Origin of the sequence: Azospira sp. (genome assembly GCF_030247495.1) — a bacterium.
Lineage (GTDB): Bacteria > Pseudomonadota > Gammaproteobacteria > Burkholderiales > Rhodocyclaceae > Azospira > Azospira oryzae.
The window spans coordinates 181,167-207,577 of record NZ_JAOTRW010000006.1 but is presented as its reverse complement, the minus strand read 5'-3'; the positions used below and the strand labels follow the sequence as shown (position 1 = coordinate 207,577).

22 protein-coding genes are annotated in these 26,411 nt (G+C 67.2%); 7 read left to right on the top strand and 15 right to left on the bottom strand.

All coding sequences use genetic code 11. The features are described 5' to 3' along the window. Nucleotides 1-2: 2 nt before the first annotated feature. From OEL49_RS10715 to ilvA, 3 genes are all read right to left on the bottom strand, one after another. Nucleotides 3-311, bottom strand: a complete 309-nt coding sequence (locus tag OEL49_RS10715) for a (2Fe-2S) ferredoxin domain-containing protein (RefSeq protein ID WP_014235836.1) — start codon at nucleotides 309-311, stop codon at nucleotides 3-5. Between the two features lie 35 nt (nucleotides 312-346). Beyond that, nucleotides 347-1,402, bottom strand: a complete 1,056-nt coding sequence (locus OEL49_RS10710) for a VanZ family protein (RefSeq protein WP_014235837.1) — start codon at nucleotides 1,400-1,402, stop codon at nucleotides 347-349. A gap of 101 nt (nucleotides 1,403-1,503) precedes the next feature. After that, nucleotides 1,504-3,015, bottom strand: a complete 1,512-nt coding sequence (gene ilvA, locus OEL49_RS10705; protein ID WP_130459687.1) for a threonine ammonia-lyase, biosynthetic — start codon at nucleotides 3,013-3,015, stop codon at nucleotides 1,504-1,506. Between the two features lie 148 nt (nucleotides 3,016-3,163). Here ilvA and OEL49_RS10700 point away from each other — a divergent pair, with 148 nt between their 5' ends. The 3 genes from OEL49_RS10700 to OEL49_RS10690 all read left to right on the top strand — a co-directional run bounded on the left by OEL49_RS10700 (nucleotide 3,164) and on the right by OEL49_RS10690 (nucleotide 8,176). Beyond that, nucleotides 3,164-3,592 (top strand): YqaA family protein, encoded by a 429-nt coding sequence (locus OEL49_RS10700; protein ID WP_287874654.1) that lies wholly within the window; start codon nucleotides 3,164-3,166, stop codon nucleotides 3,590-3,592. Between the two features lie 93 nt (nucleotides 3,593-3,685). Further along, nucleotides 3,686-7,564, top strand: coding sequence for a DUF3683 domain-containing protein (locus OEL49_RS10695; protein WP_287874653.1), 3,879 nt, complete (start codon nucleotides 3,686-3,688; stop codon nucleotides 7,562-7,564). A 192-nt stretch (nucleotides 7,565-7,756) separates the two neighbouring features. Next, entirely contained in the window at nucleotides 7,757-8,176 is a 420-nt protein-coding gene (locus tag OEL49_RS10690) for a secondary thiamine-phosphate synthase enzyme YjbQ (protein WP_287874652.1), read from the top strand. Nucleotides 8,177-8,191: 15 nt separating this feature from the next. Here the strand turns inward: OEL49_RS10690 and OEL49_RS10685 are convergent, their stop codons facing one another. The 9 genes from OEL49_RS10685 to gshA all read right to left on the bottom strand — a co-directional run bounded on the left by OEL49_RS10685 (nucleotide 8,192) and on the right by gshA (nucleotide 17,752). Then, a complete protein-coding gene (locus OEL49_RS10685) occupies nucleotides 8,192-9,733 on the bottom strand; it encodes an AmpG family muropeptide MFS transporter (protein ID WP_287874651.1) in 1,542 nt (513 codons plus the stop codon). 2 nt (nucleotides 9,734-9,735) lie between these two features. After that, nucleotides 9,736-10,332 (bottom strand): methionine biosynthesis protein MetW, encoded by a 597-nt coding sequence (gene metW / locus OEL49_RS10680; RefSeq protein WP_287874650.1) that lies wholly within the window; start codon nucleotides 10,330-10,332, stop codon nucleotides 9,736-9,738. Between the two features lie 10 nt (nucleotides 10,333-10,342). Further along, nucleotides 10,343-11,470, bottom strand: a complete 1,128-nt coding sequence (metX, locus tag OEL49_RS10675; protein ID WP_014235851.1) for a homoserine O-succinyltransferase MetX — start codon at nucleotides 11,468-11,470, stop codon at nucleotides 10,343-10,345. A gap of 189 nt (nucleotides 11,471-11,659) precedes the next feature. After that, the gene (gene ptsP, locus OEL49_RS10670) at nucleotides 11,660-13,399 is read right to left on the bottom strand and encodes a phosphoenolpyruvate--protein phosphotransferase (RefSeq protein ID WP_014235852.1); all 1,740 of its coding nucleotides are present in this window, start codon (nucleotides 13,397-13,399) and stop codon (nucleotides 11,660-11,662) included. A gap of 88 nt (nucleotides 13,400-13,487) precedes the next feature. Then, nucleotides 13,488-13,766 (bottom strand): HPr family phosphocarrier protein, encoded by a 279-nt coding sequence (locus OEL49_RS10665; RefSeq protein WP_014235853.1) that lies wholly within the window; start codon nucleotides 13,764-13,766, stop codon nucleotides 13,488-13,490. A gap of 29 nt (nucleotides 13,767-13,795) precedes the next feature. Continuing rightward, nucleotides 13,796-14,188: a PTS sugar transporter subunit IIA gene (locus OEL49_RS10660; RefSeq protein WP_130459679.1), complete on the bottom strand. Its 393-nt coding sequence runs from the start codon at nucleotides 14,186-14,188 to the stop codon at nucleotides 13,796-13,798. Between the two features lie 199 nt (nucleotides 14,189-14,387). Continuing rightward, a complete protein-coding gene (locus tag OEL49_RS10655; protein ID WP_287874649.1) occupies nucleotides 14,388-15,428 on the bottom strand; it encodes an FAD:protein FMN transferase in 1,041 nt (346 codons plus the stop codon). Then, nucleotides 15,416-16,363: a glutathione synthase gene (gene gshB, locus OEL49_RS10650; RefSeq protein WP_014235856.1), complete on the bottom strand. Its 948-nt coding sequence runs from the start codon at nucleotides 16,361-16,363 to the stop codon at nucleotides 15,416-15,418. The genes OEL49_RS10655 and gshB overlap by 13 nt, the downstream gene beginning before the upstream one ends. Nucleotides 16,364-16,471: 108 nt before the next feature. After that, nucleotides 16,472-17,752, bottom strand: a complete 1,281-nt coding sequence (gene gshA / locus OEL49_RS10645; protein WP_014235857.1) for a glutamate--cysteine ligase — start codon at nucleotides 17,750-17,752, stop codon at nucleotides 16,472-16,474. A gap of 173 nt (nucleotides 17,753-17,925) precedes the next feature. Between gshA and OEL49_RS10640 the strand changes: the two genes are divergently transcribed. Together OEL49_RS10640 and OEL49_RS10635 are read left to right on the top strand one after the other, a co-directional pair. Beyond that, complete coding sequence (locus OEL49_RS10640; RefSeq protein ID WP_014235858.1) at nucleotides 17,926-18,924, top strand: ABC transporter substrate-binding protein; 999 nt, start codon at nucleotides 17,926-17,928, stop codon at nucleotides 18,922-18,924. Beyond that, a complete protein-coding gene (locus OEL49_RS10635) occupies nucleotides 18,921-21,782 on the top strand; it encodes an EAL domain-containing protein (protein ID WP_287874648.1) in 2,862 nt (953 codons plus the stop codon). Before OEL49_RS10640 ends, OEL49_RS10635 begins: the two co-directional genes overlap by 4 nt. Nucleotides 21,783-21,805: 23 nt before the next feature. Here OEL49_RS10635 and OEL49_RS10630 read toward each other — a convergent pair whose 3' ends face one another. Together OEL49_RS10630 and OEL49_RS10625 are read right to left on the bottom strand one after the other, a co-directional pair. Next, nucleotides 21,806-22,138, bottom strand: coding sequence for a hypothetical protein (locus tag OEL49_RS10630; RefSeq protein WP_287874647.1), 333 nt, complete (start codon nucleotides 22,136-22,138; stop codon nucleotides 21,806-21,808). A 1-nt stretch (nucleotide 22,139) separates the two neighbouring features. Further along, nucleotides 22,140-23,351 carry an Eco57I restriction-modification methylase domain-containing protein gene (locus OEL49_RS10625; RefSeq protein ID WP_014235861.1) on the bottom strand — a complete coding sequence of 404 codons (1,212 nt, stop codon included), beginning with the start codon at nucleotides 23,349-23,351 and terminating at the stop codon, nucleotides 22,140-22,142. Between the two features lie 212 nt (nucleotides 23,352-23,563). Between OEL49_RS10625 and OEL49_RS10620 the strand changes: the two genes are divergently transcribed. Together OEL49_RS10620 and OEL49_RS10615 are read left to right on the top strand one after the other, a co-directional pair. After that, entirely contained in the window at nucleotides 23,564-23,725 is a 162-nt protein-coding gene (locus OEL49_RS10620) for a hypothetical protein (RefSeq protein WP_014235862.1), read from the top strand. Nucleotides 23,726-23,855: 130 nt separating this feature from the next. Continuing rightward, nucleotides 23,856-25,472: an ABC-F family ATPase gene (locus tag OEL49_RS10615; RefSeq protein ID WP_287874646.1), complete on the top strand. Its 1,617-nt coding sequence runs from the start codon at nucleotides 23,856-23,858 to the stop codon at nucleotides 25,470-25,472. A 211-nt stretch (nucleotides 25,473-25,683) separates the two neighbouring features. Here OEL49_RS10615 and OEL49_RS10610 read toward each other — a convergent pair whose 3' ends face one another. Next, nucleotides 25,684-26,379, bottom strand: coding sequence for a hypothetical protein (locus OEL49_RS10610; protein WP_130459672.1), 696 nt, complete (start codon nucleotides 26,377-26,379; stop codon nucleotides 25,684-25,686). Nucleotides 26,380-26,411: the final 32 nt, after the last annotated feature.

Genomic DNA, 26,411 nt, shown 5'->3' with positions numbered 1-26,411 from the left:
GGTCAGATCTTCAGGCGCTCGACGATGCGGCCGTGGAGCAGGTGTTCCTCCACGATCTCGTCGATGTCGGACCTGTCGAGGAAGGTGTACCAGGTCTCTTCCGGGTAGATCACCATCACCGGGCCGTTGTCGCAGCGGCCCAGGCAGCCGGCCTTGTTGATGCGCACTTGGCCGGGACCGTTGCGCTTGGCAGCGGCCACCTTGTCCTTGGCGTAGGCCATCAGCTCGCTGGCCCCCAGGGCGTTGCAGCAGGTTTCGCCGTCGGGGCGCTGGTTGCAGCAGATGAAGGCGTGGTGTTGGTAGTAGCTCATGGGGCAGTCCGGTAGGGAAAAACGTCGGGATCGGATTATAGCCGCCGCCCCAGCAGCATCAGGTAGGGCAGGGCGACGAAGGGCCACAGGGCGGCCGTCAGACGGGTAAGACCGTTGAAATTGAAAAAGTGCCCCTGGCGCCAGGCGGCCAGGGCGGCGGCGGAATAGGGATTCTCCGGCGCCAGGTTCACCAGCACCGTGGCCGCCATCAGGGCCAGGCCGGCGAGAACGATGCGCCAGTTGGGCGGCAGCCAGGCCAGCACCGCCAGCACGATACCGCCCCACAGCAGGCCCAGGCGCGCCCCCTCGCTCCACCAGATGAAGGCGTCGCCGGGGCTGACCAGCACCGCCAGGGCCAGGGACTTCACCCCCAGGGCCGCCAGGATCAGCAGGGGCGGGCCGACCCAGGCCGGCCAGCGGGGCGCCAGCAGGGTGCGGGCGAAGAGGCCCAGGGCCACCACCGAGGCGCCGACGATGAGGGCCTCCACCAGTTGGAACACGGGCGGATCGAAAGGCACGGCCAGGGGCAGGCCCAGCAGGCTGCGCAGGTCGCCGCTGCCGAAGAGCAGGGTTTCCGGCGACAGCTGGGTCACCAGCCACAGGCCCAGCAGCACCGCCCCCAGTTCGGCATGGGGCAGGTCCGCCACCAGGCGGCCGTGCCAGTGGGTCAGGCGCAGGAACAGGCGCTCGCCGTGGAAGAAGGCGGCCAGGGCGCCGAGCAGGGCCCCCAGGGCATTGCAGGCCAGGTCCAGGTTGGAGGGCACCCGGCTGGGCAGCCAGGTCTGCACCGACTCCAGGCCGAAGGAAAGGCCGCTGCCCAGCAGCACCGCCAGCAGGCTGGGCAGCAGGCGCGGCAGGACCGGCATGGGCAGGGCCAGGGCGAGGAGGAAGCCGAGGGGCAGGTACACCCCCACGTTCACCACCAGGTCGAAGGCCGTCCAGTAGCGGGGCCAGCCGGCCTCGAGGAAGGCGAAGGGGGACAGGCCCAGGTCGCGCCAGCCGGCGAAGGGGTGCAGGCTGGCGTAGATCACCAGCAGGACGTAGGCCAGGGCCAGGTAGCGGGCGAGGACGGTACCGGGGCGGGAGAACATGGCGGGGGACGGGCGGAGGGAAATCCGGAGGGCGTCGACGGGTTTTCAGTATGGCACAGGCGGGGACGGGGCGCCCCTCCGGCGCCGCCACCCCGGCGACCTCAGCCGAGGAAGAGCTTGTAGGCCGGGTTGGCCGTCTCGTCCCAGTGGTGGTAGCCCAGCTCCTGGAGGAAGGTCTGGAACTCGCCCATCTCCGCCGGCGGCACCTGCATGCCCACCAGCACCCGGCCGTAGTCGGCGCCGTGGTTGCGGTAGTGGAAGAGGCTGATGTTCCAGCCGGAGCTCATGCGGTTGAGGAAGTTCATCAGGGCGCCGGGCCGTTCCGGGAATTCGAAGCGGTACAGCAGCTCGTTCTGCACCTGGGGCGCATGGCCGCCGACCATGTGGCGCACGTGCAGCTTGCCCATTTCGTCGTCGGTCAGGTCCAGGGTGGCGTAGCCGTGCTTTTTCAGGCTCTCCACCAGCTTGGTGGATTCGGCCCGGTTGGCCACCTGCACGCCGACGAAGACGTGGGCTTCCCGCGCCTCGTGGAAGCGGTAGTTGAATTCGGTGATGTTGCGGCTGCCGATGAGGGAGACGAAGCGCTTGTAGGCACCGGGCTTCTCCGGCAGGGTCACGGCCAGCACCGCCTCCCGCTGCTCGCCCACCTCGGCCCGCTCGGCGACGAAGCGCAGGCGGTCAAAATTGGTATTGGCGCCGGAGGCCACGGCCACCAGGGACTTATCCTTCAGTTTGTGCTGCTTGGCGTATTCCTTGGCGCCGGCGATGGCCAGGGCCCCGGAAGGCTCCAGGATGGAGCGGGTGTCCTCGAAGACGTCCTTGATGGCGGCGCAGATGGCGTCCGTATCCACCAGGATGATGTCGTCCAGGTATTCGCGGCAGACCCGGAAGGTCTCCTCGCCGACGAACTTCACCGCCGTGCCGTCGGCGAAGAGGCCCACGTTGTCCAGGCGCACCCGCTTGCCGGCGGCGATGGACTGCTTCATGGCGTCAGCGTCGAAGGTTTCCACGCCGATGACCTTGATCTCCGGCCGCACCGCCTTGATGTAGGCGGCCACGCCGGCCGCCAGGCCGCCGCCGCCGATGGCCACGAACACGGCGTGGATCGGCTTGCCGTGCTGGCGCAGGATTTCCATGCCGATGGTGCCCTGGCCGGCGATGACATAGGGGTCGTCGAAAGGGTGCACGAAAGTCAGCTTCTCGGCCTTCTCCAGCTCCACCGCATGGGCATAGGCCTCGTCGTAGGACTCGCCGGCCAGCACCACCTCGCCGCCCCGGGAAGCCACGGCCTGGACCTTGATCTGGGGCGTGGTGGTGGGCATGACGATGACCGCCCGGCAGCCGATCTTGGCGGCGGAAAGGGCCACGCCCTGGGCGTGGTTGCCGGCGGAGGCGCAGATGACGCCGCGCTGCAACTGGGCCGGGGTGAGGTGGGCAATCTTGTTGTAGGCGCCGCGCAGCTTGAAGGAGAACACCGGCTGCATGTCCTCGCGCTTGAAATAGAAGCGGTTGCCGAGCCGGTGGGAGAGATTGGGCGCCAGTTCCAGGGGAGTCTCAACGGCGGCCTCATAGACCCGGGCGTTGAGGATTTTGGTCAGATAGTCGTGCTGCATGGGGAAGGTCGGATGCCGAGGGCGTAAAGCACGGCAGTGTACCCCCCGGGTGGGGGCAAGTCCATGAAGGGACTACCTGAAATCCAGGATAATGGTGGTCCATTCAAGCCCAACGCCTACCTAGTTTTTAAACCAACTTTGTCTCTTCATGCCTGACTGGTTTGCCGATCCTGCCGCCGGCCTGGGCGGCCTTTTCATCGCCAGCTTTCTTGCCGCCACCCTGCTGCCCGGCGGCTCGGAGGCCGCCCTTGCCGCCTTTCTCCTGACCCACCCGGCAGAAGTGCCCGCCGCACTTTTCTGGGCCACCCTGGGGAACACTTTGGGCGGATTGACGTCTTATGGGGCCGGACGCCTGCTGCCGGAGCGAAGCCTGCAGCGCTTGCCGCACTTGGCCCAGGTACGCCGCTTTGGCAGCCCCAGCCTGTTGCTGGCCTGGGCGCCCCTTGTCGGTGACGCCCTCTGTGTGGCGGCCGGTTGGCTGCGGCTACCCTGGCTGCCCTGCACCCTGTTCATGGCCGCCGGCAAGCTGGCCCGCTACTGGGTCGTGGCCCAGGGACTGGCACTGCTGGCGTCATGAAGGGCGGTCCGGGCAGGACCCGGTTCTGCCTGATGCACCGCAATACGTTAAAATTCACCTTTTGAAAGACACGGCCCTGGCCGCCCCCGTCCGATGACTGCACGTCTGCGCGAAATCCCCTACAACTACACCTCCTTCTCCGACCGGGAGATCGTCATCCGCCTGCTGGGCGAGGACATGTGGCGGGTGCTGGACGAACTCCGCGCCGAGCGCGTCACCGGCCGCTCCGCCCGCATGCTGTACGAGGTGCTGGGAGACATCTGGGTGGTGCAGCGCAACCCCTACCTGGAAGACGACCTGCTGGCCACCCCCAGCCGCCGCGAGGCCCTGGTGCAGGCCCTGCGCCACCGCCTGGCGGAAGTGGAAAAACGCCGCAGCGATTCCGCCGGCGAGGACCCGGAACGCAGCCGCAAGGTGGCCCAGCTGGTGGAAGCCGCCCACAAGGCCGTGGACCGCTTCGAACAGCGTTTCATCGACACCCTCATGCTGCGCCGGAAGGTGCTGAAGACCCTGACCCGCCACACCCGCAAGGACAACGTGGCCTTCGACGGCCTGGCCCGGGTCTCCCATGTGACGGACGCCACCGACTGGCGCGTCGAATACCCCTTCGTCGTCCTCTACCCGGATACGGAAGAGGAAATCGGTCCCCTGGTGCGCGGCTGCATCGAGCTGGGCCTGACCATCATTCCCCGGGGGGGCGGCACCGGCTACACCGGCGGCGCCGTGCCCCTGTCGCCCCTGTCCGTGGTCATCAACACCGAGAAGCTGATCGACATCGGCCCGGTGGAAGAGATCGTGCTGCCCGGCCACGACAAGCCCTACGCCACCATCCGTACCAGCGTCGGCGTCGTCACCGACCGGGTTTCCGAAGCCGCCTCGGCCGCTGGCCGCGTCTTCGCCGTGGACCCCACCTCCGCCAGCGCCTCCTGCATCGGCGGCAACATCGCCATGAACGCCGGCGGCAAGAAGGCCGTGCTGTGGGGCACCGCTCTGGACAACCTGGCCTGGTGGAAGATGGTGACGCCGGACGGCAACTGGCTGGAGGTGGAACGCCTCAACCACAACTTCGGCAAGATCCACGAACAGGAGAAGGTGGAATTCCGCCTCAAGCGCTTCGACGCCAGGAGCTACAAGCTGCTCTCCGAAGAAGTGCTGGCCCTGCCCGGCGCAGCCTGCCGCAAGACCGGCCTGGGCAAGGACGTCACCGACAAGTTCCTCGGCGGCGTGCCCGGGGTGCAGAAGGAAGGCACCGACGGCATCATCGTCGCCGCCCGCTGGGTGCTGCACAAGATGCCCCCGGTCACCCGCACCGTCTGTCTGGAATTCTTCGGCCAGGTGCGGGAGGCCGTGCCCTCCATTGTCGAGATCACCGACTACTTCAAGCCGGGTGGCGAAGGCCACAAGGCCGGCGTGCAGCTGGCCGGCCTGGAGCATCTGGACGAACGCTATGTGAAGGCCGTCGGCTACGCCACCAAGGCCAAGCGCCACGGCCGGCCGAAGATGGTGCTGATCGGCGACATCGTCGGCCATGACGAGAATGCGGTGATGCAGGCCGCCTCCGACGTGGTCAAGATGACCAATGTGCGCGGCGCCGAAGGCTTCATCGCCATCACCCCGGAAACCCGCAAGAAATTCTGGCTGGACCGCTCCCGCACCGCCGCCATCTCCAAGCACACCAACGCCTTCAAGGTGAACGAGGACGTGGTGATCCCCCTGCCGCGCATGGGCGACTACTGCGACGGCATCGAGCGCATCAATATCGAACTGTCCCTGCAGAACAAGCTGGACCTGTGCGATGCCCTGACCGAATTCTTCAAGGGCGATCTGCCGGTCAACAGCGCCGACACCAAGCTGGACAAGGACGTGCTCATCGAGGACCGCCGCGAGCGGGCCCTGGAGCACATCAGCGACGTGCGCGCCCGCTGGCAGTGGCTGCTGGACAACCTGGACCTGCCCCTGGCCGAGGCCGAGCAGCGCTTCGCCGAATTCGGCGTGGTGGCTGGCGAGCTGACCAACCGGGCCGCCAACCCGACCCTCTTCCACCGCCTGCAGGACTACTCCGTGCGCGCCTCCTGGAAGAAGGAGCTGAAGGAGCCCCTGGACAACATCTTCAACGGCGCCACCTACCGGCCCCTCTCCGAGAAGATGGCCGCCGTGCAGAAGGAAGTGCTGCGCGGCCGGGTCTTCGTCGCCCTGCACATGCACGCCGGCGACGGCAACGTGCACACCAACATCCCGGTGAACTCGGACCACTACGAAATGCTGCAGACCGCCAACAAGGCGGTGGAGCGCATCATGCACCTGGCCCGCTCCCTGGACGGCGTCATCTCCGGCGAGCACGGCATCGGCATCACCAAGCTGGAATTCCTGACGGATGAGGAAATCGGCCCCTTCCGCGCCTACAAAGAGAAGGTGGACCCGGAAGGCCGCTTCAACAAGGGCAAGCTGATGCCCGGCGGCGACCTGCACAACGCCTATACGCCTTCCTTCTCCCTGCTCGGGGCCGAGTCCCTGATCATGGAGCAGTCCGAGATCGGCAAGATCGCCGACTCCATCAAGGACTGCCTGCGCTGCGGCAAGTGCAAGCCGGTGTGCTCCACCCACGTGCCCCGGGCCAACCTGCTCTATTCCCCGCGCAACAAGATTCTCGGCACCTCCCTGCTGATCGAGGCCTTCCTCTACGAGGAGCAGACCCGCCGCGGCATTTCCCTGCAGCACTTCGACGAGTTCAACGACGTGGCCGACCACTGCACAGTCTGCCACCGCTGCGTCAAACCCTGCCCGGTGGATATCGACTTCGGCGACGTCTCGGTGGCCATGCGCAACTTCCTGCGCAAGCAGGGCAAGAAGAAGCTGGACCCGGGCAAGGCCGCCACCATGTGGTTCCTCACCATGAAGGACCCGGCCACCATCAAGCTGGCCCGCACCATGATGATCGGCTGGGGCTACAAGCTGCAGCGCCTGGGCGTCAAGCTGGCCAAGACCTTCGGCCTGACCCAGGGCATCGTGCAGCACCCGCCCGCCACCCTGGGCCGGCCCTCGGTGAAGGCCCAGGTGATCCACTTCATCAACAAGCCCATGCCGGGCAACCTGCCCAAGCGCACTTCCCGGGCCCTGCTGGACATCGAGGACGACCACGTGGTGCCGGTGATCCGGGACCCCCAGAAGGCCACCGAGGATTCGGACGCGGTCTTCTACTTCCCCGGCTGCGGCTCCGAGCGCCTCTTCTCCCAGGTGGGCCTGGCCACCCAGGCCATGCTCTACGAGACCGGCGCCGTCACCGTGCTGCCCCCGGGTTACCTGTGCTGCGGCTACCCGCAGAATGCCGCCGGCGAGGAGGACAAGGGCCAGAAGATCATCACCGACAACCGGGTGCTGTTCCACCGGGTGGCCACCACCCTCAATTACCTGGACATCAAGACGGTGATCGTCTCCTGCGGCACCTGCATGGACCAGCTGCAGAAGTACGAATTCGAGAAAATCTTCCCCGGCTGCCGCCTGCTGGACATCCACGAGTACCTGCTGGAAAAGGGCGTCAAACTGGAAGGCGTCAAGGGCACCCAGTACATGTACCACGAGCCCTGCCACACGCCGATGAAGACCTACTCGGGCATCAAGGTGGTGAACGACCTGATGGGCCAGCGCGTGGACCTCAACGACCGCTGCTGCGGCGAGTCCGGCTCCTTCGCCCTGTCCCGTCCCGACATCTCCACCCAGGTGCGCTTCCGCAAGCAGGAGGAGATCGAGAAGGGCGCCACCAAGCTGCGCCAGGACTTTGGCGTCCAGGACCAGGTGAAGATCCTCACCTCCTGCCCTTCCTGCCTCCAGGGCCTGTCCCGCTACGAGCCGGATGCCGACATCCAGGCCGACTACATCGTGGTGGAAATGGCCAAGACCCTGCTGGGCGAGAACTGGATGGCCCAGTACGTGCAGAAGGCCAACAGCGGCGGCATCGAGCGGGTGCTGCTGTAAGCCCCACTGTCACAAACGCTCACTGATGTTGATGAAGCCCCCTGCTAGCATGGAGTCGTTGCATACAGGAGGTTTCATCATCATGAGCGCCAAGGAAATCAACACCGCTCTCGTCCTGGCGCCGGCCCTGCCTCTGACCCTGATGGGACTGGCTTTCGCCGTCTATCTCTGTCTCTGAGACAGGCCCGCGCCGTGCCCCAAGCCCTGGCAAGCATCCACATCGCAACCCGGGGCCGGGGGCTTCACGAATTCACCCGACAGGCCCACGACTTCGTCGCCGCCAGCGGCCTCCACCAGGGCCTGCTCACCGTCTTCTGCCGCCACACCTCCGCTTCCCTGATCATCCAGGAAAACGCCGATCCCTCCGTACAGCGGGATCTGGAGCGCTTCTTCGCCAAGCTGGTACAAGATGGGGACCCGGCCTTCGAGCATGACCTGGAAGGGCCGGACGACATGCCGGCCCACATCCGCGCCACCCTGACCCAGACCTCCCTCGGCATCCCCGTCAGCGACGGCCGCCTGCTGCTGGGTACCTGGCAGGGGCTCTATCTCTACGAACACCGCCACCGGGGCCATTCCCGGGAGGTGGTGCTGCATCTGCTCGGCGACTGAATCCGGCGGCGACCCTCAGTCGTCGGCGGCGCCGGCGCTGGCCGGGGCACCCAGGGCCTGCAGGGGCCGCCGCATCCACCACACCATGAAGACGCCGGGTACGGCGACGACGATGGAGAAAAGGAAGAAGGCGGGCCAGCCGATGGATTCGGACAGCACCCCGGAGAGGGGACTGACGTAGATGCGCCCCACCGCCGCGAAGGCCGAAAGCAGGGCATAGTGGGTGGCGGAGAAGCGGTGATTGCAGAGCCCCATGAGCAGGGCGACGAAGGCCACGGTGCCCATGCCGCCGCTGATGTTCTCCCCGGCGATCACCGTCAGCAGCAGCCAGTCCAGGCTGGCCGGGGTGTGCAGGGAAACGATGCCCCAGTCGAAGGCCGGCACCATCACCGCCCCCCAGGCGCCCTTGCCGAGCAGGGCCAGCAGGTAGAAGCCGAAATTGGAAACCAGCTGCAGCACGCCGAAAAACAGCAGGGAGCGGTAAAGGGCCAGGCGGGTCATGATGAGGCCGCCGATGAAGGCTCCCAGGATGGTCAGCCAGATGCCGATGACCTTGTTGGCGATGCCCACCTCCTCCTGCAGGAAGCCCATGCCCTTGATCAGGAAGGGCGTGGTCAGGCTGCCGGCGAAGGCGTCCCCCAGCTTGTACAGCACGATCAGCAGGAGGAAGGCTCCGGCACCGCTCTGGGCGAAGTAGCTGGCGAGGGACTGGTTGAGGGTCTCGAAGCCGGCCTTGCGGGAACACCACCAGGCCAGGGGCAGGGCGGCGGCAATCTCGGCCAGGACGAACAACAGCTGCACCCACTTGTTGGCATCGTCCGGATTGAGGCCCAGCACCACCAGGGCCTGGCGGGCCACGACATAGCCGGCGACCACGCCGGCCAGCATGGCGGCAAAGCCCAGCAGTTCCTTTTTCGGGTCCGAGGCCAGGGGCTTGTTGGCGCTGCTGACCCGGGGCACGGCCAGCAGGGAGAAGGCGGCGCAACCCACCATGATGGCCGCCATCACCGCGTACACCCGGGGCCAGGACTGCCACTGGCCGGCCCAGATGAGGCTGATGCCGCCGGAAAGGATCATGGCCAGACGGTAGGCGAAAACATGCACCGAGGCGCCGAGACCCCGCTCGGCCTCGGGCAGCAGGTCGGTACGGTAGGCGTCCACCACCACGTCCTGGGAAGCGGCCAGGAACGCCACCGCCAGGGCCGCCAGGGCGAACAGCTGGGGCGCCGTCGCCGGCGACAGGCCGGACATCAGCCACAACAGCCCGCCCAGGGCCAGTTGGGTGAGCACCAGCCAGCCCCGGCGCCGGCCCAGGAAGGGCGGCTCGAAGCGGTCCATGAGGGGCGCCCAGAGGAACTTGAAGGTGTAAGGAATGCCCACCAGGCCGAAGAAGCCGATGGTGGCCAGGTCGATGCCGTCCACCGTCAGCCAGGCCTGCATGGCCTGGCCGGTGAGGGCCAGGGGCAGGCCGGAGGCGAAGCCCAGCACCAGGATGGCGGCCAGGCGCCAGGCCCGGCCCAGACGGGTGCCGGCGGGAAGGACCGCGGCCTCGGCCACGCTCAGTCCCGGCCCAGGCGGCAGATGGCCAGGCTGGCCAGGAAGTTGGGATCTTCCGTCACTTCCTTGCCTTCGTCGAAAGCCTTCAGCTCCCGCATGGCGATGCACTTTTCCTCACACAGGGCCTGGAAGTCGGCGATGGTGAAGAAGCGCACGTTGGGGGAGTCGTACCACTGGTAGGGCAGGTCCTTGGAGACCGGCATGCGGCCATTGAGGATGGCCTGGCGGTGCAGCCAGTAGCCAAAGTTGGGGAAGGAGACCACCGCCTCCCGGCCCACCCGCAGCAGTTCTTCCAGTAGGGGCACGGTGCGGTGCACGGTCTGCAGGGAGAGGGACATGATGGCGTGGTCGAAGAAGCCGTCCTCGAAGCCGGCCAGGCCCTGCTCCAGGTTGCTCTGGATCACATTGACGCCGTTGCGCACGCAGGCCAGGACGTTGGCCGGATCGATATCCACCCCGTAGCCGTGGGTGTTGCGGGCCTGGGCCAAAAACTTGAGCAGGCTGCCGTCGCCGCAGCCCAGGTCCAGCACCCGTTCGCCGGGGGCGATCCACTTGGCGATGACGTCGAAGTCGAAACGGTCGAGAGAATTGTTGGTCATGGCGGCTCTCTCAGACGGCGATGTTGTGCAGGTAGGCGCCCATCACCGCGTGGTACTGGGCGTCGTCCAGGAGGAAGGAGTCGTGGCCGGCGTTGCAGTCGATCTCGGCGTAGGAGACTTCCCGGTTGTTGTGCAGCAGGGCATACACCATCTCCCGGCTGCGCTCCGGCGCGAAACGCCAGTCGGTGGTGAAGGAGACCAGCAGGAACTTGGCCGAGGCCCGGGCCAGGGCCGCCTTCAGGTCGCCACCGAAATCCCGGGCCGGATCGAAGTAGTCCAGGGCCTTGGTGGTGATGAGATAGGTGTTGGCGTCGAAGAAGCCGGCGAACTTGTCGCCCTGGTAGCGCAGGTAGGACTCGATCTCGAAATCCACGTCGTAGTTGTACTTGAGCACCCCTTCCCGCAGCTGGCGGCCGAATTTCTCCCCCATCTGGTCGTCGGAAAGATAGGTGATGTGGCCCACCATGCGCGCCAGGCGCAGGCCCCGGGCCGGCACCACGCCGTGCTCGTAGTAGTTGCCGCCGTGGAAGTCCGGGTCGGTGAGGATGGCCTGGCGGGCCACCTCGTTGAAGGCGATGTTCTGGGCGGTGAGCTTGGGGGCGGAGGCGATGACCAGGGCGTGGCGCACCCGCTCCGGGTATTCCAGGCTCCACTGCAGGGCCTGCATGCCGCCCAGGCTGCCGCCGATGATGGCGGCCCACTGGTTGATGCCGAGGCGGTCGGCAAGGCGGGCCTGAGATTCGACCCAGTCCTCCACCGTCACCACCGGGAAGTCGGCGCCATAGGGCTTGCCGGTGGCCGGGTTGATGGAGCCGGGGCCGGTGGAGCCGTAACAGCCGCCCAGGTTGTTCACCCCGACGACGAAGAATTTGTCGGTATCCAGGGGCTTGCCCGGGCCCACCAGGTTGTCCCACCAGCCCACGTTCTTCGGGTTGTCGGCGTAGTGGCCGGCCACGTGGTGGCTGCCGGAGAGGGCATGGCACACCAGCACAGCATTGGAACGGTCGGCGTTGAGGCGGCCGTAGGTCTCATAGACCAGGTCGTAGGCGGCCAAGGTGGCGCCGCTGGCCAGCTGGATGGGTTCGGCGAAATGGGCCCGCTGGGGACTCACCACACCGACGGAATGCTTGTCTGACATCGCAGGATTTCAATCACCAAAAAACAAGACGCCCAGTCGGAGAATCGAGATTGGCTCGGCTAGGACTGGGCATCGGTCCTCGCTTTAGCCGTATTTATTAAGCGCCCGCAAGCTGACGGATTTCAAATCGGCGCTGTGGAACATGATAACCAAGGGGGCGGAGGAGCGCAAACGCGGTCCGCCCCGGGGTCAGGCATTGAGCTTGTCGATCTGCTCGCGGATCTTCTCCGGCTCGCTGTAGCGCAGGATCTTGCGCACCTGGGGCGCGATCTCGGCCACTTCGCTCTTCAGCACGTGCTGCTTCACCTCCAGGATCTGGGAGGGATGCATGGAGAAGACGCGCAGGCCCATGCCCAGCAACAGCCGGGTCATGGCCGGATCGCCGGCCAGCTCGCCGCAGACGGACACCGGCAGGCCGGCCTTCTCGCCGCTGTAGATGGTGTGGGCCACCAGCATCAGCACCGCCGGATGCAGGGGATCGTAGAGCTGGGAGACGGTCTCGTCGGAACGGTCGATGGCCAGGGCGTACTGGATCAGGTCGTTGGTGCCGATGGACAGGAAATCCAGGCGCCGCAGGAACATGCCGATGGCCAGGGCGGCGGCGGGAATCTCGATCATGCCGCCCACCTCGATGCCCTCGTCGAAGCCGATCTTCTGTTCCCGCAGGCTCTGCTTGGCCGCCTGCACCGCCGCCAGGGTGGCGTCGATCTCGTGGGCGTGGGCCAGCATGGGGATGAGGATCTTCACCTTGCCGTACTTGGAGGCCCGCAGGATGGCCCGCAGCTGGGTGCGGAACATCTTCGGCTCGGCCAGCTGCAGGCGGATGGCGCGCAGGCCCAGGGCCGGGTTGGTCTTGACCCGGTCCATGGCATCCAGGGCCTTGTCGGCCCCCAGGTCGAAGGTGCGGATGGTCACCGGCTTGCCTTCCATGCCCTTGACCACCTTGCGGTAGGCCTCGAACTGCTCGTCCTCGGTGGGCATGTCGCCCCGGTTGAGGAAGAGGAATTCGGTGCGGAACAGGCCGATGCCGTCGGCGCCGGCGGTGCGGGCCGCCTCCACGTCCTCCGGCAGTTCGATGTTGGCGTACATCAGCACATCCACCCCGTCCAGGGTGGTGGCCTTCATGGTCTTGAGGCGCTTCAGCTTGGAGCGTTCCAGCTCCAGTTCGCTCTTGCGCAGCCGGTACTCTTCCAGCACCCGCTCGTCCGGATTGACGATGACCACGCCCCGGGTGCCGTCGATGATCAGCAGTTCCCCGTCCCGGATCAGGTCCCGGGCCCGGTGCAGGCCGACGATGGAGGGGATGGCCATGGAGCGGGCCAGGATGGCGGTGTGGGAGGTGGCGCCGCCCACGTCGGTGATGAAAGAGGCGAAACGCTGCTCCTTGAAACCGATGGTGTCGGCGGGGGAAAGGTCGTGGGCGACGATGATCTGGTCCGTCGTCTCCTTGCCGCCCTTGCGCGCCCGCAGGGCGGAGCGGCCGGGATGGCCCATCAGCACCTTGACCACCCGCTCCACCACCTGCACCACGTCGGCCTTGCGCTCCCGCAGGTAGGCGTCGTCGATGGCGTCGAACTGGGCCACTAGGCGCTCCATCTGTTGCACCACGGCCCACTCGGCGTTGCAGCGGCGCTCCCGGATGATCTGCTTGGGCACTTCCGACAGCTCCGGGTCGGCCAGGATCATGCCGTGCAGGTCCACGAAAGCCCGCAGCTCGGCCGGGGCGTTGCCCTTGCTGGCTTCCAGCTTGAGCTGTTCCAGTTCGGCCTGCACCGCCAGGATGGCGGCCTCGAAGCGCAGCACTTCCTTGTCGGCCATGCGCGGGCCGATGGTCAGGTGGGCCACCTCCAGGGTGGCGTGGGACATGAGCTGGGCCACCCCGATGGCAATGCCGCCGGAAACGCCAAGGCCGTGGATGGTGAAGCTCATGTCGGTCTCCCGAGGTGTTGTTCTGTTTATGCCGCCCGCGGGCGGACTGGCTTGGGGCCGCGACGCCGTGCCGGCGTCATGGCGAAAATCACTCCCCTTCGCCGAATTTGTCGGCAATCAGGGCCAGGAGTTCCTGCAGGGCCTGCTCCGCATCCGGACCGCTGGTCTCGACGCTGACCGTGGAGCCCTTGCCGGCGGCCAGCATCATCACCCCCATGATGCTCTTGGCGTTGATGCGGCGGCCGTTGCGCTCCATCCACACCTCGCTCTTGAAGCGGCCGGCGAGCTGGGTCAGCTTGGCCGAGGCCCGGGCGTGCAGGCCCAGCTTGTTGGTGATTTCCGCATCGGCACGGCAGGTCTGGCTCATGCATTACTCCTTTCAGGGCTCACCCGGGCTCAGGGCAGGGGAGCGGAACATTCGGTGGCGGCGGTGAGGGCCTTGTCCCGCAGTGCCTCCAGGGGCAGCTGACGGTAATTGACGGCCCGCAGCAGCATGGGCAGGCTGACCCCGGCGGCGCCGGCGACCCGGCCCGGCTGCAGCAGCTCCCGGGACAGGTTGGCCGGAGTGGCGCCGAACAGGTCGGTCAGCAGCAGTACCCCGTCGCCGCTGTCGAGATCGGCCACCCGGGCCTGGGCCAGGGCCAGGAAATCCTCCCGCGCCTCGTCATGGCCGGCGCGCAGGCTGGCTACCCTTTCCTCCGCCAGATTGCGACCGAGGACATGGGAAGCGGCGCCGATGAGGGCGGGGCCGATGTCGCCGTGGGCGATGATCAAGATGCCAACTGTCATTCTAGCTTAAGGTCCTGCCTGGAAATCAAAGCCTGGCGCCGAAGACGGGCAGGCCAACAAGGAGAGGCAGAGCTGGCGCGGCAATGGCGGCATGCCCGGCTGGAACGATTATCCGGTGCGGTCCAGCGGCCGGCAACCGCCAACGATCAGCTTCCCGCCCGGCGACCGCCGGGGCCGGAGCGGCCTCTCCCCTGCAAAATTAGGGAGATATTACCGTTGCCGGCTTCACTCCGTCTGCCCATTTCAGCCGCTCGGCCAGACCTTTGGTCACCTGGATGGCGCCGCTGCCGTCCACCCGCAGGGCCTGGCTGACGCCGGTGGCCTGGGCCAGGCGCTGCCAGTCGGCGGCGCCGGCGATGAAGAGGGGCTTGGACAGGGCGTCGGAAAGGGTGCCGGCCTGGGGCCCGGGAGGGATGAGCACGGTCACCGCCTGGGTGCCCTGGGCCGGCCAGCCCCGGCGCGGATCGATGAGGTGGCTGTAGCGCTGGCCGCCCACCTCGAAATAGCGCTGGTAGTCGCCGGAGGTACCGACCGCCTCGCCGTCCTTCAGTTCCAGGCTGGCCATGGGGCCCGGCTGGCGCGGATGCTGGATGCCCACCCGCCAGGGATCGCCGTTCTTCTCGCCCAGGGCCAGCACGTTGCCGCCGATGTTGATGAGGGCGTTGTGGATGCCCCGGGCCTTGAGGATGGCGGCGGCCCGGTCCAGGGCCACGCCCTTGAGATAGCCGCCCAGGTCGATGGCCACCGAGGGATTGCTGCAGGCCACCCGCTCGCCCTTGAAGCTCAGGTCCCGCAGGGAAGGGCGGGCGGCGGCGAGGAAGGAGGCCCGGTTGGGATCGGGCAGGGCCGGCTTGAACTCGTCGGCGTGGAAACCCCACAGCTCCACCAGGCGGCCGATGGCCGGGTCGAACAGCCACTGGCCCCGGGCGGCGATGGCCTGGGAATCCTGCAGCAGCTGGCGCAGTTCGGCCGAGACCTTGAGGCTCTTGCCGGCGGCGATGGCATCGTTGAGGGCGGTCAGCTCGGACGGCTGCCAGGCGTGGTAGGCCCGGTGCAGGCGGTCGAATTCCTGCAGCACTTCACCCACCGCCGTCCGCGCCTGGGGCTCCGGGGTGCCGGCCACCAGCACCTCGACCCGGGTGCCGAAGACGTAGGATTCCTGCTGGGTCAGGGGGGCCTTGCTGCAGGCGGAAAGAAGGGAAAGCAGGACGGCGACGAACAGGGGTGCTACGAACCGCATGCGTGCTCCAGGGCGGTGATGAAGGCGCCGGCCACATCGAAGCCGGTCTGCTGTTGGATCTCCACCATGCAGGTGGGGCTGGTGACGTTGATTTCCGTGAGCCAGTCGCCGATCACGTCCAGACCCACCAGGAACAGGCCCCGGGCCGCCAGGACGGGGCCCAGGCTCTCGGCGATCTGCCGGTCCCGGGGCGACAGCTCCTGGGCCACGCCGGTGCCGCCCACGGCCAGGTTGCCGCGGGTCTCGCCGGCCTTGGGAATGCGGGCCAGGGCGTAGGGCACGGGCTTGCCGTTGATCAGCAGGATGCGCTTGTCGCCATGGCTGATCTCGGGAATGAAGCGCTGGGCCATGACCGTGCGCTGACCCAGCTGGGTCAGCACCTCGATGATGACGTTGCGGTTGGGCTCGTTGCGATGGACGCGGAAGATGGAGCTGCCGCCCATGCCGTCCAGGGGCTTCATCACCACGTCCCGCTGGGTGTCGATGAAGGCCTGCAGGGCATGGCTGTCCCGGGTCACCAGGGCCGGCACGGTGAACTGGGGGAATTCGGCGGTGGCGAATTTCTCCGAATGGTCCCGCAGGGCCCGGGGCTTGTTGAAAATGCGCGCCCCTTCCGCCTCGGCCCGCTCCAACAGCCAGGTGGCGGTAACGTATTCGACATCGAAGGGCGGGTCCTTGCGCATCACCACCGCATCGAAATCCTTCAGGGCCAGACTCTCCCGACCCGTCTCCCGGTACCAGTCGTGGTCGTCGGGCCGGGTGTGCACGCGCAGGGCCTGGCCCCGCACGCCGCCCTCCTGGCTCCAGGCCAGGCTGTCCACCTGCAGGGCCCAGGCCTCGTGGCCGTGGCGCTCGGCGGCCCGCATCATGGCCACGGATGAATCCTTGTAGGCCTTGAGCTGGTCCAGGGGATCGACGATGAAGGCAATGCGCATGGAAAGTCCTGAAAGAGGTGGGCAACGGAGGCGAGCCCTGTCACAGAGGCGAAAACGCCGGGATGGTTCCCGGCGTCGCGCGCCGGGCCGTCGCCCCGGACAAGGACATCAGGCCGCCGGCGCGGTGTTTTCCAGTTCCACGGACGCTGCCAGCAGGGCCAGGCGGGCCACCACTCCGTAGGCGTAGAAACGGTTGGGCGGGGCATCCGGGGCCAGGGCGTGCTCGGGCTGGTTGCAACAGGTCTCGAAGGCCAGGGGCTCGAAGTGCATGCCCGGGGCGTTGAGGTTCTCGTCCTTGGCGCGACCGCTGTGCACCCGGTAGAAGCCGCCGACCACATAGCGGTCGATCATGTACACCACCGGCTCGGCGACGCCGTCGTTGATGCTCTCGAAGGTATGCACCCCTTCCTGGATGATCACCTCGGACACTTCCAGGCCTTCCTTGACCACGCTCATCTTGTTGCGCTGCTTGCGGTTGAGGCCGGTGACCTCGGAGGCGTCCTTCACCGTCATGACGCCCATGCCGTAGGTGCCGGCATCGGCCTTGACCACCACGTAGGGCGTCTCGGTGACGCCGTACTCCTTGTACTTCTCGCGGATGCGGGCCAGCAGCATGTCCACCTGGGCGGCCAGACAGTCCTCGCCCTGGCGCTCATGGAAGTTGATCTGGTTGCACACGGCGAAATAGGGATTGATGCGCCAGGGGTCCAGACCCAAATGGGCGGCGAAGTCGGTGGCCACCTGGTCGTAGGCGGCGAAGTGGTGGGACTTGCGGCGCACCGCCCAGCCGGCGTGCAGGGGCGGCAGCAGGAACTGCTCGTTGAGGTTCTGCAGGATGGCCGGGGCGCCGGCGGAAAGGTCGTTGTTGAGCAGGATGGCGCAGGGATCGAAGTCCTTCAGGCCGAGCCGGTACTGGGTCCGCACCAGGGGCTCCAGCACCAGGCTGTGGCCGTTGGGCAGTTCCAGGGTGGTGGGCTCGGTGATCTCCGGCAGCAGGGTGCCGATGCGCACGTTGAGGCCGGTCTGGCGCAGGATGGTGGCCAGCTGGGCCACGTTCATCAGGTAGAACTGGTTGCGCGTGTGGTTCTCGGGGATGAGCAGCAGGTTGCGGGCATCGGGACAGATTTTCTCGATGGCCGACATGGTGGCATGCACGCACAGGGGCAGGAAGGCCGGATTCAGGTTGTTGAAGCCGCCGGGGAAGAGATTGGTATCCACCGGGGCCAGCTTGAAGCCGTTGTTGCGCAGGTCCACCGAGCCGTAGAAGGGCGGGGTGTGCTCCTGCCACTGGCTGCGCAGCCATTGTTCGATGCGGGTACTGTCGTCGAGGAAGCGTTTTTCCAGGTCCAGCAGGGGGCCGGTGAGGGCGGTGGTGAGATGGGGAACCATGGGGAGCTGTCTCCGGGTCGGCGGAACGCCGTTGTGGTTGAGACGGCCTATGTTACCAAAACGGGGCGTCCCGCCGCCCCGACGGCTTTCCCTTAGTCCCCCGGCCGCCTCACCGTCCCGGGAACGCCTGGTATTTCATGAGATAATGAAATGGTAATTTTCCGGCCCCACCCATGTCCTCCGCCAGCGCCCATGCCAGCCTCTTGCCCCACCTCACCCGCCGCCGCCTGTTGCTGGCCGCCGGTGCGGCGCTGCTCGCCGGTTGCGGACGCCGGCAACAGCTGGCGCCCCTGCGCCTGGGCAGCAACGAATGGCCCGGCTACGAGCCCCTGCACCTGGCCCGGGAACGGGGCTACTGGGGCGATGCACCGCTCCGCCTGTACGAGCTGACCTCCTCCTCCGAAGTCCTGCGGGCCCTGCGCAACGGTGCCCTGGACGGCGCCGCCCTCACCGGCGACGAGGCCCTCAGCCTGCTGGCGGACAAGGTGGAGGTGCGCGTCGCCCTGGTGCTGGACATCTCCCACGGCGGCGACGCCCTGGTGGCCCGCCCCGACATCCGCCGCCTGGCGGACCTCAAGGGACGTCGCATCGGCGTGGAAAACCAGGCCCTGGGCGCCTACATGCTGACCCGGGCCCTGGCCCAGGGCGGCCTGGCCCCGGCCGACGTCTCGGTGGTGCCCCTGACGGTGGACACCCACATCAATGCCTACATCGCCGGCGCCGTGGATGCGGTGGTGACCTTCGAACCGGTGCTCTCCCGCCTGCAGGCCATGGGCGCGCACCAGCTCTTCTCCAGCCGTCAGACCCCGGGCGAGATCTTCGACCTGCTGGTGGTGCGGGAAGAGGCCTACCGGCAGCACCGGGCGACCCTGAAGACCCTCAGCCAGGCCTGGTTCCGCGTCCTCGACGAGTTCAAGGCGGCGCCGGCCGAGGTCGCCGCCGCCCTGGGGCGCCGCACCCAGAGCAGCGGCCCCGAACTGCTCAAGGCCCTGGACGGCCTGGTCCTGCCCGACCGCCAGGAAAACCTCAACCTGCTCACCGGCGCCACCCCGGCCATCGCCGCCCCCCTGCAACGGCTGGCCACCCTGATGCAGGAACGCCAGCTGCTCAGCCACGGGGTCGCCCCCCTGCGCCTGCTGCCGGCGGATCTGGCGGAGGTGCTGGCGCCATGAAGTCCGTACCCCCCATCCACCAGCTGCCGGCCCCTTTCCGCCTGAAGCGGCTGCTGCCGGTGGTGCTGCTGTTGTCCGCCATCCTGGCCTCCCTCTACGTCGCCCAGCACTGGTACCAGCACGCCAGCCAGCGCATCGAGCAGGAAAGCCGGGAAACCGTGGGCGTCCTCATGCGCCAGCTGCAGGACATCCTCTCCGAGCGCCTGGTGCTGGACAACCTGTCCCAGGCCAAGGCCCGCCTCTCGGCCACCGCCCTGCACCCCCGCATCAACACCCTGATCCTGGCCGACGAACAGCACCAGGTCATCTTCGCCAACCGCTACCTGTGGCAGGGCCAGGACGCGGCCCGGGTCAGCGGCTACCGGCCCCGGGAGGCGGACGAGGCCATGGGCCGGGACCAGCACCGCATCGAGCTGAACGAGGCGGGGACCGTGCTCAGCGGCTACTTCCCCCTGGTGCTCGACCTCACCCACGGCTCCCTGCGCGGCCTCAAGCGCGGCACCCTGTACGTCGAATTCGACATGACGGCGCCCCTGGCCGCCGCCCGCAGCGAAGCGGTGGAGGAATCCCTGAAGACCGGCGCCCTGGCCGTGCTCGGCGCCCTGCTGCTGTCCCTGCTGCTGGACCTGTGGGTGACCCGCCGCCTGCAGCGCATCTCCGCCGCCGCCCGGCGCCTGGGCGAGGGCCATCTGAACGAACGCATCGGCATGGCCGGTGACGACGAAATCGCCACCCTGGCGCGCCAGTTCGACGAAACCGCCGCCAGCCTGGCGCGCAAGCAGGACGCCCTGCAACAGGCAGACGCCCAGCTGCAGGAACACGTGCAGTTCATGCACACCCTGATCGAGGCCATTCCCAGCCCCCTTTTCTACAAGGATGCCCAGGGCCGCTACGTGGGTTGCAACGAAGCCTTCCTCACCTACCTCGGCAAGGAACGCCACGAGCTACTGGGCAAGAGCGTCTACGACCTGGCGCCGAAGGAGCTGGCCGACATCTACGCCGCCGCCGACCGCCAGCTGTTCGAAAACCCGGGCAAGCAGGTCTACGAAAGCCAGGCCTGTTACGCCGACGGCAGCAAGCACGACGTGATCTACAACAAGGCCACCTTCATGGACGCCGAAGGGCGGGTTGCCGGCCTGGTGGGGGTGATGGTGGACATCACCGAGCGCAAGCGCCAGGAAGAGGAGCTGCGCCTGGCGGCCAAGGTGTTCGACACCTCCAACGAAGCCTTCCTCGTCACCGACGCCGACAACAACATCCGCTCGGTGAACCGGGCCTTCTGCGAAACCACCGGCTACAGCGCCGAAGAGGTGCTGGGGCGCAATCCCCGCCTGCTCTCCTCGGGCCACCACGACAAGACCTTCTACCGCCAGATGTGGGAGGCCCTCAACAGCCAGGGCTACTGGCAGGGCGAAATCTACGACCGGCGCAAGAGCGGCGAGATCTACCCGAAGTGGACCCGCATCAACGTGGTCAAGGACGACCAGGGCCGGGTGGTGAACCATGTCGCCGTCTTCTCCGACATCTCGGACCGCAAGGCCCTGGAGGAACGCCTGCAGTTCCTCGCCCAGCACGACCACCTGACCGGCCTGCCCAACCGCAACCTGCTGCGCCTGCGCCTGGAACAGGCGGTGGAATCGGCCATGGAGCGGGGCGCCGGCGGCATCAACCCGGTGGCCCTGCTGCTGCTGGATCTGGACCACTTCAAGACCATCAACGACTCCCTCGGCCACCACGCCGGCGACCAGCTGCTGCGCACCGTGGTCAAGCGCCTGAAGAACATCCTGCGGGAAAGCAGCACCCTGTGCCGCCAGGGCGGTGACGAGTTCCTCATCGTCCTGCCCCAGGCCCAGGACCTGGCCCGGGTCTCCCGGGCCGCCGAGACGGTGCTGGCCGCCCTGGCCACCCCCTTCGAGGTGGACGGCCACCCCCTGAGCATCACCGGCAGCATCGGCATCAGCCTGGCCCCGGACGACGGCAGCGATTTCGACACCCTGCTGAAAAAGGCCGACACGGCCCTGGTGCACGCCAAGCAGAGCGGCCGCAACGCCTACCGCTTCTTCACCGAGGCCATGAACGTCAGCACCCTGGAACGCCTGACCCTGCAACAGCGCCTGCACCAGGCCCTGGAGCGGCAGGAGCTGGTGCTCTACTACCAGCCCCAGCTGGACCTGGCCAGCGGCCGGGTGGTGGGGGTGGAGGCCCTGCTGCGCTGGCGCACGCCGGAAGGTCTGGTGCCCCCGGGCAAGTTCATCCCCCTGGCGGAAGAGACGGGCCTGATCGTGCCCATGGGCGCCTGGGTGATCCAGGAAGCCTGTCGCCAGGCCCGGACCTGGCTCGATGCCGGCCTGCCGCCCATGACCATGGCGGTGAACCTGTCGGCCCTGCAGTTCCACCGGGACAACCTGCTGATCACCGTCGGCGACGCCCTCAGCGCCGCCAGCCTGCCCGCCGCCAGCCTGGAGCTGGAGCTGACCGAATCCATCCTGATCCAGGATGCGGAGGCCACCCTGGCCACCCTCAAGGCCATGAACGCCATGGGCGTGCTGCTTTCCATCGACGATTTCGGCACCGGCTATTCCAGCCTGGCCTACCTGAAGCGCTTCACGGTGGACAAGCTGAAGATCGACCAGAGCTTCGTGCGCGACATCACCAGCGACGGCGACAGCGCCGCCATCGTCCGCGCCGTGGTGCAGATGGCCTCCAGCCTGAAGCTGAAGACCATCGCCGAAGGGGTCGAAACCGAATCCCAGGCCGCCGCCCTGCGCGCCACCGGCTGCGACGAAGTCCAGGGCTACCTCTATGCCCGCCCCATGCCGGCGGCGGAATGCGAGGCCTACCTGCGCGGCAAGGCCTGACACCCTGGCCGCGGCCTAACGGCTCAGGCGGAGTGGTAGGCCAGCCAGAAGGATTCCCGGCAGGCGTTCTCGAAGACCTGGCGGGCGGGATGGATGGGGGTTTCAGGGGTGCTGGCCAGCACTTCGTAGGTGATCCAGCATTCGGCGCAGGCCAGGGCGGCGGGGAAATCGTCTTCCTCCACCGTGCGGCGGATCACGGCGCCGTCGGCGAACTGCCAGGTCGCCACCTCCCGGCGCACCTCGACACCCTGGTCCAGCCATTGCGTGCGTTCGACGCTGCACTGGCCGGCCGGCTCCCCGGCCTGGCCCAGCATGACCCGCACGTAGGGCGCCAGGGCCCGCCCCGGCAGCGCCATCTCAGGCGGCCCCGGGCCGCCGCGCGAAGGGGGCGAAGGCCTGGGGCAGCAGGGCCTGTTCCAGGGCCCGCTGGGCGAAGAGGAAGCGACCGTCGCAGACGAAACCCTGGGCTTCCCAGTCCACGGCGTTGAGCATGTCGCACAGCACCTGCACATCCACCGTCGGGTCGTGGGGGAAGAGGGCCAGCACGGCGCCGTCGTAATAGCGGCAGGGGTGGAGGAAGAAGGGCCGGTCCACCCGGGTCTTGCCGTTCACATAGATGCGCGGGCCGTCGCTGAGGTGGCAGCTGCGCCCCCATTTCCACCAGTTGCTCTCGTCGAAGCGGCGGATGCGGCGCTGGATCAGGCGTTCCCGGTGGGGTTCGAGCAGGGGATGGCGCACGTCGTAGATCATGCGGCGGGTCTGGCCGGTGCGGGCGGTGCGGGCGCAGACGAAATCCTGGTTGCCGTGCTCGGCCGAGGCGTACAGGTCGTCGGCCCCGGAAACGGCGCCCACCTTGACGTAGAACACGTCCCGCAGGCGCACCGGGCAAGGCTCCCGGGTGAAGGCCAGGTGGCCGCCGCTGCACTGGAAATGGCGCTCTTCCACCTGCCCCCCCGCCTCGTAGCGGGTGCGGCGGGAAAAGTCGCCTTTCTCGAAGCGCCAGATGACGCAGTTGGGCGTGGCCCCGGGGAAGACCCGGGCGTCGCCCAGGTCGATGAAGTCGGTGATGCTGCCGGCGGCGTGGAGCAGCCGGTTCATGCCGACGGCGGAGGTGGCCTTGAGGAAATCCCGGGGCGTGATGAAGATCAGCTCGCCGCCGGGCGCCAAGTGGCGCAGGCACTTTTCGATGAAGAACAGGTAGAGGTTGGAGCGGCCGTCGAAATGGTCCAGGCTGAGGCGGGCCCGGGTCGGGGCCGGAATGTCCTGGAAGCGGACGTAGGGCGGATTGCCGATGATGGTGTGGAACTGCTCGCTCACCGGGTAGGCGAAGAAATCCATGACCGTGGCCCCGGCCGGCGCATGGCGCCCATCCACCTCGATGCCGACGGCCCCCGGCAGGCGGGCCAGGAAGGCGCCGTCGCCGCAGGCCGGCTCCAGCACCCGTCCCGCATTGCGGCGCAGGGCCAGCATGCGGGTGACGATGTCGGGCGGGGTGAAGACCTGGCCCAGACGGATGATGTCGTGGGCAAGGGCAACGGGAGGGGCAACGGGTTCTGCGCATTCGGCCATGGGCGCCAGTTTACCCTATGGCAGGGGCCCCATTCGCTGCCTTCGCCGGGTAAAAGCTGCCCAAAACGGGAAAAAACCTTTAAAATTCACGCCCCTGATCTTGATCATTAGGTCGGACTGGATTTCAGACCCGTTTTTTCGAGGCTGGCCTGAGCCGGTTTAACCTTGTTTTTCCAACCATTTGAGTCAAGCCTGCTTGACCGGAGAAAACCATGGCCGCTACCGCCAACCGTACCCGCCGTTCCACCCTGGAACGCCGCTGCCTGTCCAAGGCCGCCAAGCGCCTGTTCCGCAACAGCCCCAAGGCTGTGCGCAAGGCCGTCTACGCCGCTGAAGGCCACGCCCGTAACAAGCCGATCCTCGGCGCCAAGTAAGTCCCCGCGACTTACCTGACGAGGGCGGCGACAAGCCGCCCTCTGTCTTTCCGTCGTCCGCTTTCGTCGCGCTTTACGCCGCTATCGCCGTTCCCGCTTTTCGTCGCAGTTCGTTTTTCCAGGATCGTCCATGCTCGTCGCCGCCAATATCACCATGCAGTTCGGGGCCAAACCCCTGTTCGAGAACGTCAACGTCAAGTTCGGCGAAGGCTTCCGCTACGGCCTCATCGGCGCCAACGGGGCGGGCAAGTCCACCTTCATGAAGATCCTCTGCGGCGCCCTGGAAGCTTCCGGCGGCAATGTCTCCAAGGACAAGCATGAGCGCATGGCCTACCTGAAGCAGGACCAGTTCGCCTACGAGGACATGCGGGTGCTGGACGTGGTGCTGATGGGCCACGAGGAAATGTGGGCCTGCATGAGCGAGAAGGACGCCATCTACGCCAATCCGGAGGCGACGGAAGAGGACTACATGAAGGCGGCCGAGCTGGAAGGCAAGTTCGCCGAGTACGACGGCTACACCGCCGAATCCCGGGCCGGCGAACTGCTCCTGGGCGTCGGCATCCCGGTGGACAAGCACAACGGCCCCATGCGCGAAGTCGCCCCGGGCTGGAAGCTGCGGGTGCTGCTGGCCCAGGCCCTGTTCGCCAACCCGGACATCCTGCTGCTGGACGAACCCACCAACAACCTGGACATCAACACCATCCGCTGGCTGGAAGACGTGCTCAACGAGCGCAACTCCACCATGATCATCATTTCCCACGACCGCCACTTCCTGAACCAGGTGTGTACCCACATGGCGGATCTGGACTACGGCAAGATCACCATCTACCCGGGCAACTACGACGACTTCATGGAGGCCTCTAGCCAGGCCCGGGAGCGCCAGCAGAACGCCAACGCCAAGGCCAAGGAGCGGGTCGCCGAGCTGCAGGACTTCGTGCGCCGCTTCTCCGCCAACAAGTCCAAGGCCAAGCAGGCCACCTCCCGCCTGAAGCTGATCGACAAGATCAAACCGGAAGACGTGAAGCCCTCTTCCCGCCAGTACCCGTGGATCCGCTTCGACTTCGACGAGAAGGACAAGCTGCACCGTCTGGCGGTGGAGATCGAGAACCTGAATTTCGGTTACGACCCCGCCAAGCCCCTGATCAAGAACTTCACCTGCAACATCGAAGCCGGCGACAAGATCGCTGTCATCGGTGAGAATGGTGTCGGCAAGACCACCTTCCTCAAGCTGCTGCTGGGCCAGCTGCAGCCCTCCTACGGCACCATCAAGTGGGCGGAGAAGGCCAAGCCGGGCTACTACGCCCAGGACCACGCCAGCGACTTCGCCGAAGACAAGAACCTCACCGACTGGATCACCGAGTTCGTGCGCCAGGGCGGCTACGAGGGCGGCGACGTGGAAACCCTGATCCGCGGCACCCTGGGCCGGCTGCTGTTCTCCGGCGACGAGGTGAAGAAGTCGGTGAAGGTGATCTCCGGCGGCGAACAGGGCCGCATGCTGTTCGGCAAGCTGATGCTGCTGCACTCCAACGTGCTGCTGCTGGACGAGCCCACCAACCACCTGGACATGGAATCCATCGAATCCCTCAACACCGCCCTGGACCTGTTCAAGGGCACCCTGGTGTTCGTCTCCCACGACCGGGAATTCGTCTCCTCCCTGGCCACCCGCATCATCGAAATCAAGGCGGACGGCATCGTGGACTACAAGGGCACCTACGAGGAATACCTCTCCAGCCAGGGCATCGAGTAAGCGGCAGCCCAGGCGTCAACGACAGCAGCCCCAAACCCCAAAAGGGACGGGAATCTCCGGCAGGCCATGCCGGGGATGCCCGTCCCTTCTGCTTTCCAGGGGATACGTCTACCGCTTCCGGCACTGCCGGCGACAAACCGGAGGCGACAAAAAAGGCGCGGTCCCGGCCGCGCCTTTTGCTGGGTAACTGGCTGCGTCAGCAGCCGTATCCCTACTTGCCCTGCAACTGCTTCTGCCGGGCCTCCCAGGCGGCGCGCTCGGCGGCCCGCTGCTTTTCCTTGGCTTCCCGCTCCGCCTTCTTCTCCGCCACCCGCTTGTCCCGCTCGGCGACGCGCTGGGCCACTTCCTCTTCCGGGGTCGCCGTGCTGCGGGGGGGACGGTCCTGCTGCTTGGCGTTGAGGCGCTCGGCCCGGGCCTTGGCCTCGGCGGCAGTCTGGGCGCGGCCGGCGGCCTCTTCCTGGACCTTGGCCTGCTGCCGCTTCTGCCGGTCGGCGGCGGCCTTGGCCTGCTCGGCCCGGTAGCGCTCGGCCTCGGCCTGCTGCTCCGCCGCCCGGGTCGGGGCTTCGGCGGCACGACGGGCTTCCCGGGTGGCCAGCACCCGGTTGTTCACCTCGCGCTGCAGGGTGTTGGCCTGGACTTCGATGGCGCGGGCCTTCTGGATCACCGTCACCCGGCGGGCCTTGGCCTCGTCGATGCAGGCGGTGACCAGCACCTTCTGCCAGCACACCTTCTCGTCGGCGATGAACTGCTGCTCGGCCCCGGCCCGAATGTCCTCGGCCTCGGCCTTCATGGTCTTGACCTGGGCTTCCAGGCGGGTCTTTTCGGCATCGTCGATGGGCGCCAGGGTCTGGGCCCAGAGGGGGGCGGCAACGGCGGCGGCGAGGAGGAAAAAGGCGGAACGGCGCATGGCAAAGGCTGGGGAAACGCGGGGGAGGGCAG

Coding starts and splice junctions, on each gene's coding strand:
- OEL49_RS10715 (WP_014235836.1), bottom strand. CDS start 311: ATGAGCTACTACCAACACCACGCCTTCATCTGCTGCAACCAGCGCCCC.
- OEL49_RS10710 (WP_014235837.1), bottom strand. CDS start 1,402: ATGTTCTCCCGCCCCGGTACCGTCCTCGCCCGCTACCTGGCCCTGGCC.
- ilvA (WP_130459687.1), bottom strand. CDS start 3,015: ATGCAGCACGACTATCTGACCAAAATCCTCAACGCCCGGGTCTATGAG.
- OEL49_RS10700 (WP_287874654.1), top strand. CDS start 3,164: ATGCCTGACTGGTTTGCCGATCCTGCCGCCGGCCTGGGCGGCCTTTTC.
- OEL49_RS10695 (WP_287874653.1), top strand. CDS start 3,686: ATGACTGCACGTCTGCGCGAAATCCCCTACAACTACACCTCCTTCTCC.
- metW (WP_287874650.1), bottom strand. CDS start 10,332: ATGACCAACAATTCTCTCGACCGTTTCGACTTCGACGTCATCGCCAAG.
- metX (WP_014235851.1), bottom strand. CDS start 11,470: ATGTCAGACAAGCATTCCGTCGGTGTGGTGAGTCCCCAGCGGGCCCAT.
- ptsP (WP_014235852.1), bottom strand. CDS start 13,399: ATGAGCTTCACCATCCACGGCCTTGGCGTTTCCGGCGGCATTGCCATC.
- OEL49_RS10665 (WP_014235853.1), bottom strand. CDS start 13,766: ATGAGCCAGACCTGCCGTGCCGATGCGGAAATCACCAACAAGCTGGGC.
- OEL49_RS10660 (WP_130459679.1), bottom strand. CDS start 14,188: ATGACAGTTGGCATCTTGATCATCGCCCACGGCGACATCGGCCCCGCC.
- OEL49_RS10655 (WP_287874649.1), bottom strand. CDS start 15,428: ATGCGGTTCGTAGCACCCCTGTTCGTCGCCGTCCTGCTTTCCCTTCTT.
- gshB (WP_014235856.1), bottom strand. CDS start 16,363: ATGCGCATTGCCTTCATCGTCGATCCCCTGGACCAGCTCAAGGCCTAC.
- gshA (WP_014235857.1), bottom strand. CDS start 17,752: ATGGTTCCCCATCTCACCACCGCCCTCACCGGCCCCCTGCTGGACCTG.
- OEL49_RS10640 (WP_014235858.1), top strand. CDS start 17,926: ATGTCCTCCGCCAGCGCCCATGCCAGCCTCTTGCCCCACCTCACCCGC.
- OEL49_RS10635 (WP_287874648.1), top strand. CDS start 18,921: ATGAAGTCCGTACCCCCCATCCACCAGCTGCCGGCCCCTTTCCGCCTG.
- OEL49_RS10630 (WP_287874647.1), bottom strand. CDS start 22,138: ATGGCGCTGCCGGGGCGGGCCCTGGCGCCCTACGTGCGGGTCATGCTG.
- OEL49_RS10625 (WP_014235861.1), bottom strand. CDS start 23,351: ATGGCCGAATGCGCAGAACCCGTTGCCCCTCCCGTTGCCCTTGCCCAC.
- OEL49_RS10620 (WP_014235862.1), top strand. CDS start 23,564: ATGGCCGCTACCGCCAACCGTACCCGCCGTTCCACCCTGGAACGCCGC.
- OEL49_RS10615 (WP_287874646.1), top strand. CDS start 23,856: ATGCTCGTCGCCGCCAATATCACCATGCAGTTCGGGGCCAAACCCCTG.
- OEL49_RS10610 (WP_130459672.1), bottom strand. CDS start 26,379: ATGCGCCGTTCCGCCTTTTTCCTCCTCGCCGCCGCCGTTGCCGCCCCC.